General features: G+C 63.6%; 13 protein-coding genes. 6 read left to right on the forward strand and 7 right to left on the reverse strand.

The genetic code is table 11. The annotated features are described in order from the left end of the window. Positions 1–444: 444 nt before the first annotated feature. The 5 genes from G8767_RS20330 to proB all read left to right on the forward strand — a co-directional run bounded on the left by G8767_RS20330 (position 445) and on the right by proB (position 7,427). Positions 445–3,675: a translation initiation factor IF-2 N-terminal domain-containing protein gene (locus tag G8767_RS20330; protein ID WP_166811428.1), complete on the forward strand. Its 3,231-nt coding sequence runs from the start codon at positions 445–447 to the stop codon at positions 3,673–3,675. Between the two features lie 318 nt (positions 3,676–3,993). Next, positions 3,994–4,305, forward strand: coding sequence for a 50S ribosomal protein L21 (gene rplU, locus G8767_RS20335; protein WP_003944533.1), 312 nt, complete (start codon positions 3,994–3,996; stop codon positions 4,303–4,305). 42 nt (positions 4,306–4,347) lie between these two features. Further along, positions 4,348–4,617, forward strand: a complete 270-nt coding sequence (gene rpmA, locus G8767_RS20340; protein WP_003944532.1) for a 50S ribosomal protein L27 — start codon at positions 4,348–4,350, stop codon at positions 4,615–4,617. 210 nt (positions 4,618–4,827) lie between these two features. Then, a complete protein-coding gene (gene obgE / locus G8767_RS20345; protein ID WP_019749068.1) occupies positions 4,828–6,279 on the forward strand; it encodes a GTPase ObgE in 1,452 nt (483 codons plus the stop codon). A 44-nt stretch (positions 6,280–6,323) separates the two neighbouring features. Continuing rightward, entirely contained in the window at positions 6,324–7,427 is a 1,104-nt protein-coding gene (proB, locus tag G8767_RS20350) for a glutamate 5-kinase (protein WP_166811430.1), read from the forward strand. Here proB and G8767_RS20355 read toward each other — a convergent pair. Continuing rightward, entirely contained in the window at positions 7,400–8,257 is an 858-nt protein-coding gene (locus G8767_RS20355) for an NAD-dependent protein deacetylase (protein WP_166811432.1), read from the reverse strand. The two genes, proB and G8767_RS20355, sit on opposite strands and share 28 nt — an antisense overlap. Before the next feature lie 50 nt (positions 8,258–8,307). Here G8767_RS20355 and G8767_RS20360 point away from each other — a divergent pair, with 50 nt between their 5' ends. Further along, positions 8,308–8,829: a VOC family protein gene (locus G8767_RS20360; protein WP_206029569.1), complete on the forward strand. Its 522-nt coding sequence runs from the start codon at positions 8,308–8,310 to the stop codon at positions 8,827–8,829. Between the two features lie 44 nt (positions 8,830–8,873). Here G8767_RS20360 and G8767_RS20365 read toward each other — a convergent pair whose 3' ends face one another. From G8767_RS20365 to G8767_RS20385, 6 genes are all read right to left on the reverse strand, one after another. Beyond that, positions 8,874–9,806, reverse strand: a complete 933-nt coding sequence (locus G8767_RS20365) for a D-isomer specific 2-hydroxyacid dehydrogenase family protein (RefSeq protein ID WP_166811436.1) — start codon at positions 9,804–9,806, stop codon at positions 8,874–8,876. 9 nt (positions 9,807–9,815) lie between these two features. Continuing rightward, on the reverse strand, positions 9,816–10,214 hold the full coding sequence (locus G8767_RS20370; RefSeq protein ID WP_095969734.1) for an ectoine synthase: 399 nt from the start codon (positions 10,212–10,214) through the stop codon (positions 9,816–9,818). 15 nt (positions 10,215–10,229) lie between these two features. Beyond that, a complete protein-coding gene (ectB, locus tag G8767_RS20375; RefSeq protein ID WP_234036631.1) occupies positions 10,230–11,492 on the reverse strand; it encodes a diaminobutyrate--2-oxoglutarate transaminase in 1,263 nt (420 codons plus the stop codon). 48 nt (positions 11,493–11,540) lie between these two features. Further along, on the reverse strand, positions 11,541–12,056 hold the full coding sequence (gene ectA, locus G8767_RS35870; protein WP_240952469.1) for a diaminobutyrate acetyltransferase: 516 nt from the start codon (positions 12,054–12,056) through the stop codon (positions 11,541–11,543). Positions 12,057–12,216: 160 nt separating this feature from the next. Beyond that, positions 12,217–14,316, reverse strand: coding sequence for a DEAD/DEAH box helicase (locus G8767_RS20380; protein ID WP_166811438.1), 2,100 nt, complete (start codon positions 14,314–14,316; stop codon positions 12,217–12,219). A gap of 39 nt (positions 14,317–14,355) precedes the next feature. Then, positions 14,356–15,177 (reverse strand): MerR family transcriptional regulator, encoded by an 822-nt coding sequence (locus tag G8767_RS20385; protein ID WP_166811440.1) that lies wholly within the window; start codon positions 15,175–15,177, stop codon positions 14,356–14,358. Positions 15,178–15,261 lie beyond the last annotated feature (84 nt).

Consider the following 15,261-nt stretch of genomic DNA (forward strand, 5'->3'; position numbering starts at 1 on the left):
CGATTCGGGCCTCCGGCCCACATGAACGGGTCTTGGGCCCACATCTCCACAGCGAATTCTCGGCACGTATCCCACATCGGTGCGCCCTTTGCAGTTGCAGGCGCATTGGTGTGGGATACTGCTTTCAGTTGAACCGCAATTTGTTTTACGCACGTTCAACCGGATGACACCTAGGTTCGATGCCCTTTCATCGCTGCTCCAGGTCAACAGGAAATCCCTGGACCTCTGCACGCTGGATGATCAGGCGCTCGCGCACAGGACAACGGCCATCCAGCCAGGCACTTCATGTGCTCGCAGTGAATAACGGGCACTGCGATCCATGCGGAGCGAGACCTTACAATCTCGCACTCACTTCTGGGTGCGAGTACACACAGCACGCTCCCGCGTGGCCGCGTGACAACTCGACTTCTGGGTTGGACGCGCCCGGGGGCTGAGGAGACTTACGTGGCCGATCAATCCCCAACCGAATCAGATTCCAGCACCACCCCGGAATTTCCCGACAAGATGCGCGTACACGCGCTGGCGAAGCTGCTCGGTGTCACCAGCAAGCAGGTCCTTGCCGAAGCCGCAGCGCTCGGTACCGAGTTGCGTAGTGCGCAGTCGAGTCTCCAACGTGACGTTGCCCAGCGGATTCACGCGTCGCTGACTTCCGCGGCCGAGGCCATCGAGCCGGTCGTCGCCGAGCTCGACACCCTCATCGACCCGGTTGTCGAGGCGCCTGTTGCCGAGGAGCCTGCTGCAGAGGCTCCGGCCGAGAAGCCCGTGAGGGCTCGTCGAACCCGCAAAAAGGCAGTAGTTGTCGAAGAGCCGGCAGCCGAAGAAGCGGTGGATCCGGCTGTCGCCGAGATCAGCGCTGGACTCGACGCCGCTGCTGCGCTGCAGAGCAAGGAAGCCGAGCAGTCCGATCTGTTCACTTCCTTCGAGGCACCGCAGACCCATCAGCCCGAGGCGGCCCCCGCCGCGCCGCAGGTCCCGCTGTTCTTGCAGCCGGATCTCGAAGCAGCCGAGGCAGCTCCGCGTCGCCGTCGCGCTCGCCGCGAGCCCGCAGCACCGGCAGTCGTCGAAGAGAAGCAGACTGCGGAAACCGAAACAGTCGCACCCGAGGCCTCGCCGGTTGCAGTTCCTGCCGTCGAAGAGCCGGCTGTGACCGCCCCGCAAACCGAGGGTGAGAGCGCCGAGTCCGATGACGAGGACGACGATCAGCCGCGTCGCCGTCGTCGTGGACGCCGTGGACGTGGCCGTGGCCGCGGAGAACAGGGTGGAGAACAGGGCAGCGAGCAGGGTTCGGACGAAGAGTCGGATACCGCGACCGACTCGGAGCAGGAATCTGCCCCTGTGGCAGTCGAGAAGCAAACCGAAGACGTTGCCGGCGAAGAATCCGGTGAGAAGTCCGAGTCCACCGCGGATGCGGATTCCGAGAACGCCGACGATTCCGATCTCGACGCCGACGGATCGAGCCGCCGTCGCCGTCGCCGTCGTCGTCGCAAGACCGGAACCGACGGAGCCACCGACGCGACTGCGACGTCCGAGGACGATCCGCCGAACACCGTCGTTCACGAGCGCGAACCTCGCAACAAGACCCGCGTCAAGGACGAGGTCCAGGGCATCAGTGGTTCGACGCGTCTGGAAGCGAAGCGTCAGCGTCGCCGCGACGGTCGTGACGCCGGCCGTCGTCGTCCGCCGATCCTGACCGAGTCGGAGTTCCTCGCGCGTCGTGAGGCCGTCGATCGCGTCATGGTTGTGCGCGATCGAGCAGACAGCGGTCAACCGCATGCGACTACACAGGTGGCAGTCCTCGAAGACGGAGTGCTGGTCGAGCACTTCGTCACCAACTCGGCGTCAGCGTCGATGGTCGGCAACGTGTACCTCGGACGTGTTCAGAACGTGCTCCCCAGCATGGAAGCTGCGTTCATCGACATCGGACGTGGCCGCAACGGTGTCCTCTACGCCGGTGAGGTCAACTGGGAGGCCGCCGGTCTCGGTGGCAACTCGCGCAAGATCGAGCAGGCTCTCAAGCCTGGCGATCAGGTGCTCGTTCAGGTCAGCAAGGATCCGGTCGGTCACAAGGGTGCTCGACTGACCACGCAGATTTCGCTTGCCGGTCGTTTCCTCGTCTACGTGCCCGGTGGTACGTCCACGGGTATCAGCCGCAAGCTTCCGGACACCGAGCGCAAGCGTCTCAAGGAAATCCTGCGCGACATCGTTCCCGCCGACGCCGGCGTGATCATCCGCACGGCGTCCGAGGGCGTCAGCGAAGAAGAGTTGGCGCGCGACGTGACTCGTCTGCAGGCTCAGTGGGCCGGCATCGAGGAGCAGGCCGCGGCTGCGGACACCGGCAAGTCCGGCAACCCGCAGGCGCTGTACGAAGAGCCTGACATGCTGGTCAAGGTCATTCGTGATCTGTTCAACGAGGACTTCTCCAAGCTGGTCATCGAGGGCGAGAAGGCGCATACGACGGTCGAGAACTACATCAACTCCGTTGCGCCCGACCTGCTTCCGCGGCTCGAGAAGTACACGCCGAACAACGGTATCGACGTCTTCGCGGCTCGCCGTATCGACGAGCAGTTGGCCAAGGCGCTCGATCGCAAGGTGTGGCTGCCGTCCGGCGGCACCCTGGTGATCGACCGCACCGAGGCCATGACCGTCGTCGACGTCAACACCGGCAAGTTCACCGGAGCCGGCGGAAACCTCGAAGAGACCGTCACTCGTAACAACCTCGAAGCAGCCGAGGAGATCGTTCGCCAGATGCGCCTGCGGGACATCGGCGGAATGATCGTCGTCGACTTCATCGACATGGTCCTCGAATCGAACCGGGACCTGGTTCTGCGTCGGCTCACCGAATGCCTGGGTCGCGATCGCACGCGCCATCAGGTGTCGGAGGTCACGTCACTCGGACTCGTGCAGATGACTCGCAAGAAGTTGGGTACCGGATTGGTCGAGGCCTTCTCGACTACCTGTGAGCACTGCCACGGCCGCGGCATCATCGTCCACTCCGAGCCTGTCGAGGTGAAGTCCTCGGACGACGGCGGATCGCGTTCGGGCTCGCAGCGCAGTGATTCCGGCACCTCGCGCAAGAACAAGCGTGGCCGCGGAGACAAGTCGGCTTCGACCGAATCCAACGGACAGGAAGCTCCGGCGCCGGAGGTTCCGGCCGTCGACGCGACGGTCAAGCGGGCTCATCCGGTGGCATTGGCGATGGCCTCGCATCACCACGAGGACGACGAGACCGTCGCGGCCGACTCGATCGAGTCCGATTCCGCTGGTACGTCTTCGGGGGACGATGCATCCAAAAGTGCCGATCGGCAACAGGATCGGCCGATCGATACTCCTGCTGCTACTGAGCGCCCTGACGTTTCTGTTGTGGACTCTGCTGCGGAAGAAGCTCCCGCAGTGGACAACGAGTCGGCTGCAGCTCCGGCCGAAGCAGCTCCGCGAGGTCGTCGGCGTAGTCGCCGGGCGTCGCGGGCAGCGTCGGCACCGGTTGCCGAGGCGGCTCCCGAGGTGGGCACGGTCTTCGTGATTCCGACTCCGGAACCCGCAGCGGAAGCGGTCGTGGAGAACGTCCAGGCTCCGGCCATCGAGGTTCCGGCCGAGGAAGAAGTTGTCGTCGTCAAGCGGCCTCGTCGCAGGCGTGCAGCAGCACGTCCCGCGGGTCCGCCGGTCGACGGAGAGTAAGAACTACCGGTTTCGGTCGGTTGGATGTCCTGGCGATGAGCGAGGGCATCCAACCGTTATCCGAAGTTTCAGCTGGTAGAAGCAGTACAGAGTAGTGAGCACCACCCCTCGGCGGGGCGGTTTGACCCTGACGGTTGCTTTCCCGTAACCTTGGAGGGTCGCCACCCGGCGGTAGAGATTCCGTGTGCCTAGAGTGCGCGTGAATGTCCCGGTACGTCAGTACCGAGCCGAGGTGACATAAACCAGACCAGTCGCGATGCATTTGAAGCCTCAGGCAGCAGCGCGAGCAAGTTCGAAGAAGCAAGGGGTAGCCCTCCGATGGCAACGTACGCGATCGTCAAGACCGGCGGAAAGCAGTACAAGGTCGCTGTTGGTGACCTCGTCAAGGTCGAGAAGATCGAGGGTGAGCCCGGCACTGCTGTCTCGCTTGCTCCCGTTCTCGTGGTCGACGGATCTGACCTGACCACCGACGCGGCCAAGCTGGCCAAGGTCGCAGTCACCAGTGAGATCGTCGAGCACACCAAGGGCCCGAAGATCCGCATCCACAAGTTCAAGAACAAGACCGGTTACCACAAGCGTCAGGGCCACAGGCAGCCGATCACGGTGCTCAAGGTCACGGGCATCAAGTAACCAGTTCTTTCTAGCTAATTTCACCCGAGGAGGGTCAATAGCATGGCACATAAGAAGGGTGCATCCAGCTCCCGTAACGGTCGCGATTCAAACGCCCAGCGCCTCGGCGTGAAGCGCTTCGGCGGCCAGTCGGTCAGCGCAGGCGAAATCCTGGTTCGCCAGCGCGGCACGCACTTCCACCCCGGCGTCAACGTCGGCCGTGGCGGCGACGACACCCTGTTCGCTCTCGCTGCCGGTGCAGTCGAGTTCGGCCAGAAGCGTGGACGCAAGACCGTGAACATCGTTCCGGCCGTCGTTGCGGCTGAGGTCTAGTCTTTCTCGCTAGTTGTGCGTCACCGGTTCTACTTTCGGTAAGAGAGTGACGCGTTCCAAGCTCCCGATAGGGGCGGACCAGGGTTGAAATAACCCGGTCCGCCCCTATCGTTTGTTTAAGCAGTACCTGTTTTCCCGAGCAACCCTGCTCACCAGAAGTTCAGCTCATCGCGTGAGACCCGCAATTGACTGAGGAAGGATCCGGCAGTCATGTCCCGATTCATTGACCGTGTTGTGCTGCACGTCAGCGCTGGAAAAGGCGGCAATGGTTGCGCCTCCGTACACCGCGAGAAGTTCAAACCGCTCGGCGGTCCGGACGGTGCCAACGGAGGTCGCGGTGGCGACGTCATCCTCGTGGTCGACGAGAACATCCACACCCTCCTCGACTTTCACTTCCATCCCAACGCGAAGGCGACCAACGGTAAGCAGGGCGCCGGCAGTAACCGCGAGGGTGCAAACGGTGAAGACCTCATCCTCAAGGTTCCGGATGGAACTGTGGTTCTCGATACCGACGGCAACGTGCTGGCCGACCTCGTCGGTGTCGGCTCGCGCTACGACGCTGCTCAGGGCGGCCGCGGCGGACTCGGCAACGCTGCGCTCGCCTCGAAGGCCCGCAAGGCTCCCGGTTTCGCCCTCCTCGGTGAAGACGGTGTCGAACGTGACCTGGTTCTCGAACTCAAGTCGGTAGCCGACGTCGGTCTGCTCGGATTCCCCTCTGCCGGTAAGTCTTCGCTTGTGTCGGTTCTCTCTGCGGCCAAGCCGAAGATCGCCGACTACCCCTTCACCACTCTGGTCCCCAACCTCGGCGTCGTCTCGAGCGGTGACACCACGTTCACCGTCGCCGACGTGCCCGGGCTGATCCCCGGTGCCAGCGAAGGCCGCGGTCTGGGCCTGGACTTTCTGCGCCACATCGAACGCTGCGCCGTGTTGGCACACGTGATCGACTGCGCCACTCTCGATCCGGGACGTGACCCGATTTCCGACATCGACGCCTTGGAAGCGGAGCTGGCTGCATATACGCCCGCGCTCTCCGGCGACTCGGGACTCGGTGACCTCGACAAGCGTCCGCGGGTCGTCATCCTCAACAAGACTGACGTTCCCGAGGCAGCAGAGTTGGCCGAAATGGTCACGCCTGAGATCGAAGCGCGCGGGTGGCCTGTCTTCACCATCTCGGCGGTGAGCCGAGAAGGTTTGCGACCGTTGACTTTCGCGCTGGCGAAGATGGTCCGTGACTACCGCGAGGCTCATCCGAAGCCCGAGCCGAAGCGTCAGGTCATTCGCCCGGTCAAGGTCAAGGATTCCAGCTTCACCATCGAGAAGGATCCCGATATTCCCGGTGGGTTCGTCGTCCGCGGCACCCGCCCGGAGCGGTGGATTCGTCAGACCGCCTTCGACAACGACGAAGCCGTTGGTTACCTCGCCGACCGTCTTGCACGCTTGGGTGTCGAGGACGCATTGGTCAAGAAGGGTGCTCAGCCAGGAGCTTCCGTCACCATCGGTGACGTCAGCTTCGAGTGGGAGCCGATGACGCCGGCCGGTATCGATCTGACCCGTACGGGTCGCGGAACCGACCCGCGTCTCGATCAGGTGGAGCGAATCGGCGCAGACGAGCGCAAGCATGCTCGTCGCGTCCGCCGCGGCCTGCTCGACGAAGACGCCTGACTCACGCGATTTCAGGACGAAAACCGAAGAGAGGGAACGGGACTGTGCTCGGGTCCACCAGGGAGTCGATAGCGTCGGCTCACAGTATCGTCGTGAAGATCGGGTCGTCTGCACTCACCAGTCTGGTGGCGGGACTCGATACTCACCGACTCGATCTGTTGGCCGATGCCATCGAGGCACGCATGCGTGCGGGTTCCGATGTCGTCGTCGTCTCGTCCGGTGCCGTCGGCGCCGGACTGGCGCCGCTGGGACTGACCAAGCGACCGCGCGATCTCGCGACCAAGCAGGCTGCGGCCAGCGTCGGTCAGTTGGCGCTGGCTCACGCCTGGGGTACGTCGTTCGCCCGGTACGGGCGCACCGTCGGGCAGGTACTTCTCACGGCGGACGACATCGCTCGACGGACGCAGCACCGGAACGCTCAGCGGACGCTCGATCGTCTGCGGGTGTTGCACGCAGTCGCGATCGTGAACGAGAACGACACAGTTGCCACCACCGAACTTCGATTCGGTGACAACGATCGGTTGGCCGCTCTGGTTGCTCATCTCGTCGGCGCCGACGCGTTGATCCTGTTGTCGGATGTGGACGGCCTGTACGACGGCGATCCCCGAAAGGGCGATGCCACACTGATTCCCGAGGTCAACAGTCCCGAGGATCTCGACGGAGTCGTTGCCGGTTCGGGTGGCGCTCTCGGTACCGGAGGCATGGCGTCGAAACTCTCTGCAGCACGCCTGGCCGCTGATTCCGGAGTGCCGGTGCTGCTCGCGGCAGCCTCGGACGCTGCGCAGGCACTCAGTGGTGCCGACGTCGGGACGGCATTTGCGCCCCGGCCCACGCGATTGTCGGCTCGCCGATTCTGGGTCCGCCACGCCGCGGACACATCGGGTGACCTTCACCTGGACGAAGGCGCCGTTCGCGCGGTGGTGTCCAAGCGTCGAAGCCTGCTGTCGGCGGGCATCGTCGGTGTGTCCGGCGATTTCCATGCGGGCGACGTCGTGTCGCTGATGGGACCGGGGGAGAAGCCCGTCGCTCGGGGTGTCGTCGCATTCGACGCTGCGGAGATCGAGGAGATCCTGGGGCGCTCCACCGCCGATCTACCGGCAGACATGCAGCGTCCCGTGGTTCACGCGGACGACTTGGTGGCGCTGTAACTGTCGTCCTCGACCAGGGCGGAAAGTGCTTCAGCACAACCGACTTCGAGCTTGAGGTCGGCGAATTCGTCGCCGCGAGTCGTGCCACGATTCACGATGGCGATCGGCTTCCCAGCCTTGGCGGCATGCCGGACGAAACGTAGGCCGGACATCACCGTCAACGACGACCCGGCTACCAACAGCGCGTCGGCTTGGTCGACGAGTCCGTACGCCCTGGCAACACGTTCCTTGGGGACGGATTCACCGAAGTAGACGATGTCGGGTTTGAGTAGCCCACCGCATACGTCGCAATCCACGACGCGAAAGTGTGCGGTGGATTCGATCACGGCATCTGCGTCGGGTGCGATCTCGACTCCTGTTGCAGCAGAGACTGTTTCGGCGAATCCAGGGTTGGCTTCTTCCAATCTCTCCGCGAGAGTGGTGCGGGAGATCAACCGCTGGCAGCTCAGGCATCGAACCTGCGCGTAAGTGCCGTGGAGGTCGATGACGTTTCGCGCGCCGGCCTTGGTGTGCAGGAGATCGACGTTCTGGGTGATCACGCCGACAGCACGCCCTGCTCGCTCGAGTGTCGCGACGGCCCGGTGGCCCTGGTTGGGCCGCGAGCTGTCCATGTATCGCCAGCCGATGTGGTTGCGCGCCCAGTAGTGCCGTCGAAACGCCGCATCGCCGATGAACTGCTGGAACGTCATCGGATTGCGCGGTGGCGAATCAGGGCCGCGGTAGTCAGGGATTCCGGAGTCGGTGGAGATTCCTGCGCCGGTCAGAATTGCCAGGCGACGCCCGGCCAGGAGCTCGGGAAGGGCGTCGAGGCGGCTGTTGTCGGTAGGCACCGTTCCAGGATAGGCGCGTGTGCGAGACGGAGGCGCGGAGGAAGTCCGAAATGTTCAATAGAACACGTGTGCGATCCCCAATACTCGTACGCATGAGCACAGTGAACCCAATCCCCGCTGGTTACCGCACGATCACTCCGTACCTCGCGGTGCCGGACGGTCATGCCGCACTCGACTACTACAAGCGAGCACTCGGAGCTGAGATTGTCGATGCGATGAACGCTCCTGACGGCTCCCTCATGCATGCGGAGATTCGGATCGGCGATTCGATGCTGCAGCTCTCGCAGGAGATGCCGGACTTCGGACTCAAATCACCACAGGGCGGCTGGGTGCATTCGTCGATCGTCGTCTACACCGAGGACACGGACGAGTTTGTCGCTCGAGCCGTTGCTGAGGGAGGCACGCTGGTCACGGCTGTCTCCGATACGTTCTCGGGTGACCGGCATGGCGTTTTTCTCGATCCGTTCGGTCACCGATGGGCAGTCTGCACGAAGGTCGAGGACGTACCAGCCGAGGAAGTCGCTCGCCGGGCGAGGGCGCTCTTCTTCCCTGATACGGAATCGCCACAGTAATTCGTGGCAACCGTCGTCTGAGCATTCGAGCTTCGACGGCGTGCTCAGTATCCGGCGACCGGGTCCACGAGGGCAGCCAGCGCCTCGCCCTTCGCGAAGCGGGTCACGTTCTTGGAGACGTGATCCGCGAACGCGGCGGGCCGAACGCCCGGCGGATTTGAATCGTGGGGTGTGATGATCGCATTCGTCAGATCCCACAGAGGGTGACCGTCGGGGAGGGGTTCGGGATCGGTGACGTCGAGACCGGCGCCGCCGATCTGTTCCGACTCGATTGCCTCGACCAGCGCGTCGGTGTCCACCAGTGATCCGCGCGCGACATTGATCACCCAGGAATGGGGTTGCATCTCCGCCAACTGCGCACGGCCCACGAGGTGACGGGTAGCCGGGGTGGCGGGCGCTGCGATCACGAAGTGATCTGCGCGAGAATATATTTCATCCATCCTGGATGCGGGGAACGTCGAGATCGCCCCGGGGACAGGGCTACCGGAACGATTGACTGCGATGCTGTCCGCCCCCTGCGCGGCCAGCATCGGAATCAGCGCGCGGCCGATACCGCCTGCGCCGATGATCGCAACCGTCGAACCACGGAGTGTGCCGATCTTGGGAAAGAACTCGAACTGACGCCACGTTCGAGCCTCGATGTGCGCAGGCAGGTGACGAACTCCGGCCAACAGCAGCATGAGCGCGTGCTCGGCCACCGATGCCGAAAACGCGCCGGCCGCCGAGGTCCACGTGATATCGGTGTCCTTCGGAATCACACCGGAGTCGAACCAATCTTCGATTCCGGCCGACGGCAGCTGCACCCACCTGACCGACGCCGGTAACTCCGACGGAAAGGTTTCGGGTGAGCCCGCCCAGATCAGGGCGTCGGCAGTGTCGATCGGACTGATCAGACCACCGCCCCGAAGCACCGCGCTGTCGAGCAGTGCATCGGGGACGGGGCCGATCGCTACGCGTGGAGAGGTGTCAGTCGCCATGACTAGACGCTACGCGGGGACCTCCACCAGTGGGTAGACACCGTTCTCGTCGTGTACCTCACGCCCGGTGACCGGCGGATTGAACACACAGAGCATGCGCATCTGCGTATCGGGCTCGACGCGATGACGCTCGTGGCCGTTGAGCAGGTACATCGACCCCGGCGCGAGATCGTATTCCTCGTTGTTGTCCAGGTCGATCAGCTTGCCGGTGCCCTCGACGAGCCAGACCGCCTCGACGTGGTTGGCGTAGTGGAACTCGTTGACCGAACCTGCCTTGATGGTGGTTTCGTGGAACGAGAACCCGACGCGGTCGCCGCCGAGGACGATGCGCTTGCTGCGCCAGTTTCCGTCCTCGCTCGTGATGTCGCGGTCGGTGTCGGTGATCTCGGTGGTGGTGCGAACGATCATGGGAGAGTCCTTCCTCTAGCTGCAGACCTTGAGTGTCGCCTCGGCCAGGATGGAGAGGCCGTGCTCGAGCTCGTCGTCGGTAATCGTCAGTGCCGGAAGCAGTTTCACGACCTGGTCAGAGGGTCCGGAGGTCTCGGCGAGCAATCCCTCGTCGAATGCCAGCTGGCAGACCTTGCCGGCGCGCTCGGGCTGTTCGAAGACGAGGCCCTGAACCAGGCCGCGTCCACGGTGCGAGACCTCGCCGGGGAACTGATCGGAGAGATTGGCGAAGCATTCGCTGATGCGTGCGCCCTTCTTCAACGTCGTCTTGGTGAGTGCGTCGTCGGACCAGTAGTGATCGAGTGCCACCTTGGAGGTGACGAACGCGGGGTTGTTGCCACGGAAGGTGCCGTTGTGCTCACCCGGGCCCCAGACGTCGAGTTCACGCTTGAACAGCGTGAGCGCCATGGGCATTCCGTAGCCACCGATCGACTTGGACAGTGTGACGATGTCGGGAACGATTCCGGCCTCTTCGAAGGAGAAGAACGGGCCGGTGCGACCGCAACCCATCTGGACGTCGTCGACGATCAGCAGGATGCCGCGGTCCGAGCACAGCGTTGCCAGTGCCCGAAGCCATTCGGGACGAGCGACATTGACGCCGCCTTCACCCTGCACGGTTTCGACGATGACTGCCGCGGGACGGTTGATTCCACTGCCGGAATCGTCGAGAACGCGAGAGAACCACTGGAAGTCCTCGGTGACGCCGTCGAAGTAGTTGTCGAAGGGCATCGGTGTCGTGTGCACAAGGGGGACACCGGCGCCCGCGCGCTTCATCGAGTTGCCGGTCACGGAGAGTGCACCGAGTGTCATTCCGTGAAATGCGTTGGTGAAGTTGATGACTGCCGAACGTCCGGTGACCTTGCGGGCCAGCTTCAGTGCAGCCTCGACGGTGTTCGATCCGGTCGGGCCGGGGAACTGGACCTTGTAGTCCAGGCCGCGCGGCTCGAGGATGTTGCGTTGAAAGGTCTCGAGGAACTCACGCTTGGCGACTGTCGACATGTCGAGGCCGTGTGTGATGCCATCGCTCATGATGTAGTCGACCAGTGCAGATTTGAGCACCGGGTTGTTGTGACCGTAATTGAGGGCGCCGGCACCGGCGAAGAAATCGAGGTAGTCGCGCCCGTTTTCGTCACGAATCCAGGATCCGGATGCGCTGGTGAACACTGCAGGCCAGTCACGGCAGTAGCTGCGAACCTCGGACTCGAGGGTTTCGAAAATGCTTGCTTCGTTGATATTCATATCTTCTTTGTTCCTCCGGGGCATGCTGTATGCCGAGCGCGAAGTGCGCTAGGCGCCGATCGTGTAAAGATCTTCGGCTTCGTGTCCATCGGGAAAATCATTGGGCGAGAACAAGTTCTGCCTGGTTATCGGTACTTCGCGCCGACGTGCGAGCGCGGTGAAGAGTGCGATCGAAGCCTCGTTGTCGGGGCTGATCGTCGTCTCCAGATGTGTAACACCCAGTGGGGCAGTGCGATCCATCAAGTCGGACAGCATGCGGGCAGCAATTGCCTTGCCGCGCTGGTCCTCGTCGACCGCAACTTGCCACACGAACAGGGTTTCCTGTGCGCTGGGGCGGGTGTAACCGGAAACGAATCCGACTACACGGCCGTCCACCTCTGCGACGATGGACGTCGCGCTGAAATCCTCGCACCACAACAGGTATGCATAACTCGAATTGAGGTCGAGCACCTTCGAATCACGTGCGATCTCCCAGAGCCGGACTCCGTCATCGATCTGTGGGCTTCTGAACAACACCGCGTCCGGCGCGGTGGTCGGGATAGCTCTCGTATCAACAGGCTTCATCGGTCATCTGAACGTAACAATCATTGCTGTCGAAGTCATGCAGATGTCCGTTTCGGGCCGTGCGGAACCCGTTGCGCCCCAGGTGAGGACATGAATGTGATGGTGCTCACATTATGTAACTTTTGCCGTTGTCCGAGCGACTATTTCGGGCAAAAACTCGCTATTTCGGGCTCGCGAGCGCCAATGGAAGTACGGAATGGGCGCCGGCCTGCCGAAGTGCGCGTGCGGCCATCGTGAAAGTCCAACCGGTATCGGCGATTGCGTCGACAAGAAGTATTGGTCCCTGATGAATACTCATGTCCGGGACTTCCCAAACATCGACCAGTCCGGACACGCGATAGGCGGAGTTCGCTGCTGACACCGGAGGGTGGTCGGGTCGCAAGCGAAGGGTGCCGAGGTCGGTCAATCGCCCGACCTCGGCCAACTTGGCGGCCAGGCTCGACACCAGCAACGGATGCGTCGTGGATTCGAGGGCCATGACACCGGTGGGACGCTCGGCCCAATTCCAGGCAGCCAGAACACTGATACACGCGCTGACCACCGCATCGGGTACCTGGGCGTCGGGGCCGTCGAAAAGCGCGCGGAGACGTTGGCCCCAGCCCAGATCCGACATCCGTCCGAGAATGCGCCCGGTTTCCGGACCCTCGGTGATCTTCCCGGACAGCTTGACACCCAGCTTGCTCAGGCCGGTCGGCCACATCTTGCGCGGCTCCAGGTCGAATCCGGGCCGCTGCAGGCGCGCCCGAGTCTCGTCGAGGGCGGTGGTGTCGACAGTGGTGTCGTAGCGATTGCCGGTGCAGTTGTCACAGCGACCGCACTGTGAGTTCTCCGACGTCAGGCCCGGATCGTCGAGTTGTTCACGCAGGAAGGTCATTCGACACGTCGTGATGCTCTGGTACTCGACCATTGCGGCCTGCTCGGCCTGGCGAGCGTCGTCGAGTCGGCCGTAGCGCTCGGCGTCGTACACCCAAGGTTCTCCGGTGCTGATCCAACCGCCCTTGACTCGTTTGACCGCACCGTCGACGTCGAGGACTTTGAGGACCATTTCGAGACGGGTGCGATTGAGTTCCACCAGCGGTTCGAGTGCCGGTGTCGACGTGGCCTTTTCGGTGTCGAGGTGTTCGATGACGCTGCGGACCAGGTGCTCGCGGGGGAAGGCGACCGAGGCGAAGTAGCTCCAGATCTGCTTGTCCTCGGCGCCCGGCAGGAGGATTACGTCTGCCCTGTCGGTGGACCGACCGGCGCGGCCCACCTGCTGGTAGTACGAGATCGGCGACGACGGTGCGCCCAGGTGGACGACGAACCCGAGATCGGGCTTGTCGAAGCCCATCCCGAGGGCCGAGGTGGCCACCAGAGCCTTGACGCGATTGCCCAACAAGTCCTGCTCGAGGGATTCACGTTCAGTGGGATCGGTCTGGCCCGTGTAGGCGGCGACGGTATGGCCGCGCTCGGAGAGCAGGCTTGCGAGGTCGCGAGCGGCCGAAACCGTCAGCGTGTAGATGATGCCCGATCCCGGCAGCGTCTCGAGCATGTCGGCAAGCCAGGCAGCGCGCGCCGTCGCCTCCGGAATGTGGACTACAGAGAGGTGAAGTGACTCGCGTTCGAGCCCGCCGCGAAGGACGAGGGTTTCCTCGCCGCCGACGTCCAGTTGGGCGGACACGTCCTCGACAACGCGGTTGTTGGCCGTTGCCGTGGTCGCGAGGACGGGAATGCCCTCGCCGAGTTCGGCGATCAACGTCCTGATGCGCCGGTAGTCGGGACGGAAGTCGTGTCCCCAGTCGGAAACACAGTGAGCCTCGTCGACCACGACCAGGCCGGCGTCGGCTGCCAGGGCCGGGAGCACCTGATCGCGGAAGTCGGGGTTGTTCAGGCGCTCTGGGCTGACCAGAAGTACGTCGAGATCATTGGCTGCGACGCGGGCGTGGATGTCGTCCCATTCGGTGACGTTGCCCGAGTTGATGGTTGCGGCTCGCACTCCGGCACGCTCGGCAGAACTGACCTGGTTTCGCATCAGGGCCAACAAGGGCGAGACGATGACCGTCGGGCCGTGACCTGTTGCCCGGAGCAGCTTCGCCGAGATGAAGTAGACCGCCGACTTGCCCCAGCCCGTCCGCTGGACGACGAGGGCGCGTTTGCGTTGCACCACCAAGGCCTCGATGGCAGTCCACTGGTCCTCGCGTAGGCGGGCATCCGGCCCCGCGAGTTCGCGGAGCAGCCGCTCGGCTTCGTCGCGCATGGCTGGGGCAGTGGCGGTGGTCATGGACCCCATGGTGCACGACCCTGCCGACACGTGCGGGCTTCAGGGCTTGGCAACAGGTTCCTGCAGCTCGGTGACCCAACCGTCGACGTCCTCCGGGCACGCCAGCGTCACCTCACGGCTGGGGCCGGCATTGCGGTATCCCGCTGCGTCGATCCACTGAGCCAAGGCCTGATATGCGGGCAGGCAGTTGTCCATCGACCCCTTGTGCAGCAGCGAAGCCACCTGAGCTTCGGCCTGCAGGTCGACGACCGCGAACTCGTAGTCGCCCTCGGGGTCCGCGTCGACCGGCAGCGCGGCATGCACGACGACGTGCTCGTCGTCGCCGACATCCTCGTAGTACGCGACAGCAGGGCCGATCGGGACGACACCGGCACGATCCAAACCGGTACACAGCCGCTCGTACAGCCCGCGAACCACCGGGCCGATCGACGACGGATCCATCGTCTTGGCGGTACCGGTCAACTCCGCGACCCGCAGCGCCGGAACGGACTTGATCACAACCTCGTATGCGGACATCTGTCCCTCACTTTCGATGATGCGGAGGCGCGCCTGCACGTGCGCCAGTCGCGCGGTGTCTTCCTGGATTCGGGTCTCGAGTTCTGCTCGGCGAAGCATGAGCATCCCGCGGATCTCGTCGACCGTGACCGCCGACTCCACCACCTGCTGGACCTGGGCCAGGGTCAGGCCCAACTCCTTGAGCGCGACGATGCGGTTGAGCGACGCCAACTGGCCGGCAGTGTACGAGCGGTACCCGGTGGAGGCGTCGACCCTCGCCGGTGTGAGCAGGCCGATGGCGTCGTAGTGGCGAAGCATGCGCACCGACACACGACCTGCTCTCGCGAAGTCTCCGATGCTCAACATGGTTGCTCGCCCCGTTTCTCCCTCACCAACCTGACACCTACAGGTTTAGAACCTCACACGGTGTCAGAGTCAAGCCGAGCTTGC

Origin of the sequence: Rhodococcus sp. IC4_135, from assembly GCF_011602025.1 — a bacterium.
GTDB lineage: Bacteria > Actinomycetota > Actinomycetes > Mycobacteriales > Mycobacteriaceae > Rhodococcus_F > Rhodococcus_F baikonurensis.

Coding starts and splice junctions, on each gene's coding strand:
- rplU (WP_003944533.1), top strand. CDS start 3,994: ATGGCAACGTACGCGATCGTCAAGACCGGCGGAAAGCAGTACAAGGTC.
- rpmA (WP_003944532.1), top strand. CDS start 4,348: ATGGCACATAAGAAGGGTGCATCCAGCTCCCGTAACGGTCGCGATTCA.
- obgE (WP_019749068.1), top strand. CDS start 4,828: ATGTCCCGATTCATTGACCGTGTTGTGCTGCACGTCAGCGCTGGAAAA.
- G8767_RS20360 (WP_206029569.1), top strand. CDS start 8,308: ATGTTCAATAGAACACGTGTGCGATCCCCAATACTCGTACGCATGAGC.
- G8767_RS20365 (WP_166811436.1), bottom strand. CDS start 9,806: ATGGCGACTGACACCTCTCCACGCGTAGCGATCGGCCCCGTCCCCGAT.
- G8767_RS20370 (WP_095969734.1), bottom strand. CDS start 10,214: ATGATCGTTCGCACCACCACCGAGATCACCGACACCGACCGCGACATC.
- ectB (WP_234036631.1), bottom strand. CDS start 11,492: ATGAATATCAACGAAGCAAGCATTTTCGAAACCCTCGAGTCCGAGGTT.
- ectA (WP_240952469.1), bottom strand. CDS start 12,056: ATGAAGCCTGTTGATACGAGAGCTATCCCGACCACCGCGCCGGACGCG.
- G8767_RS20380 (WP_166811438.1), bottom strand. CDS start 14,316: ATGACCACCGCCACTGCCCCAGCCATGCGCGACGAAGCCGAGCGGCTG.
- G8767_RS20385 (WP_166811440.1), bottom strand. CDS start 15,177: ATGTTGAGCATCGGAGACTTCGCGAGAGCAGGTCGTGTGTCGGTGCGC.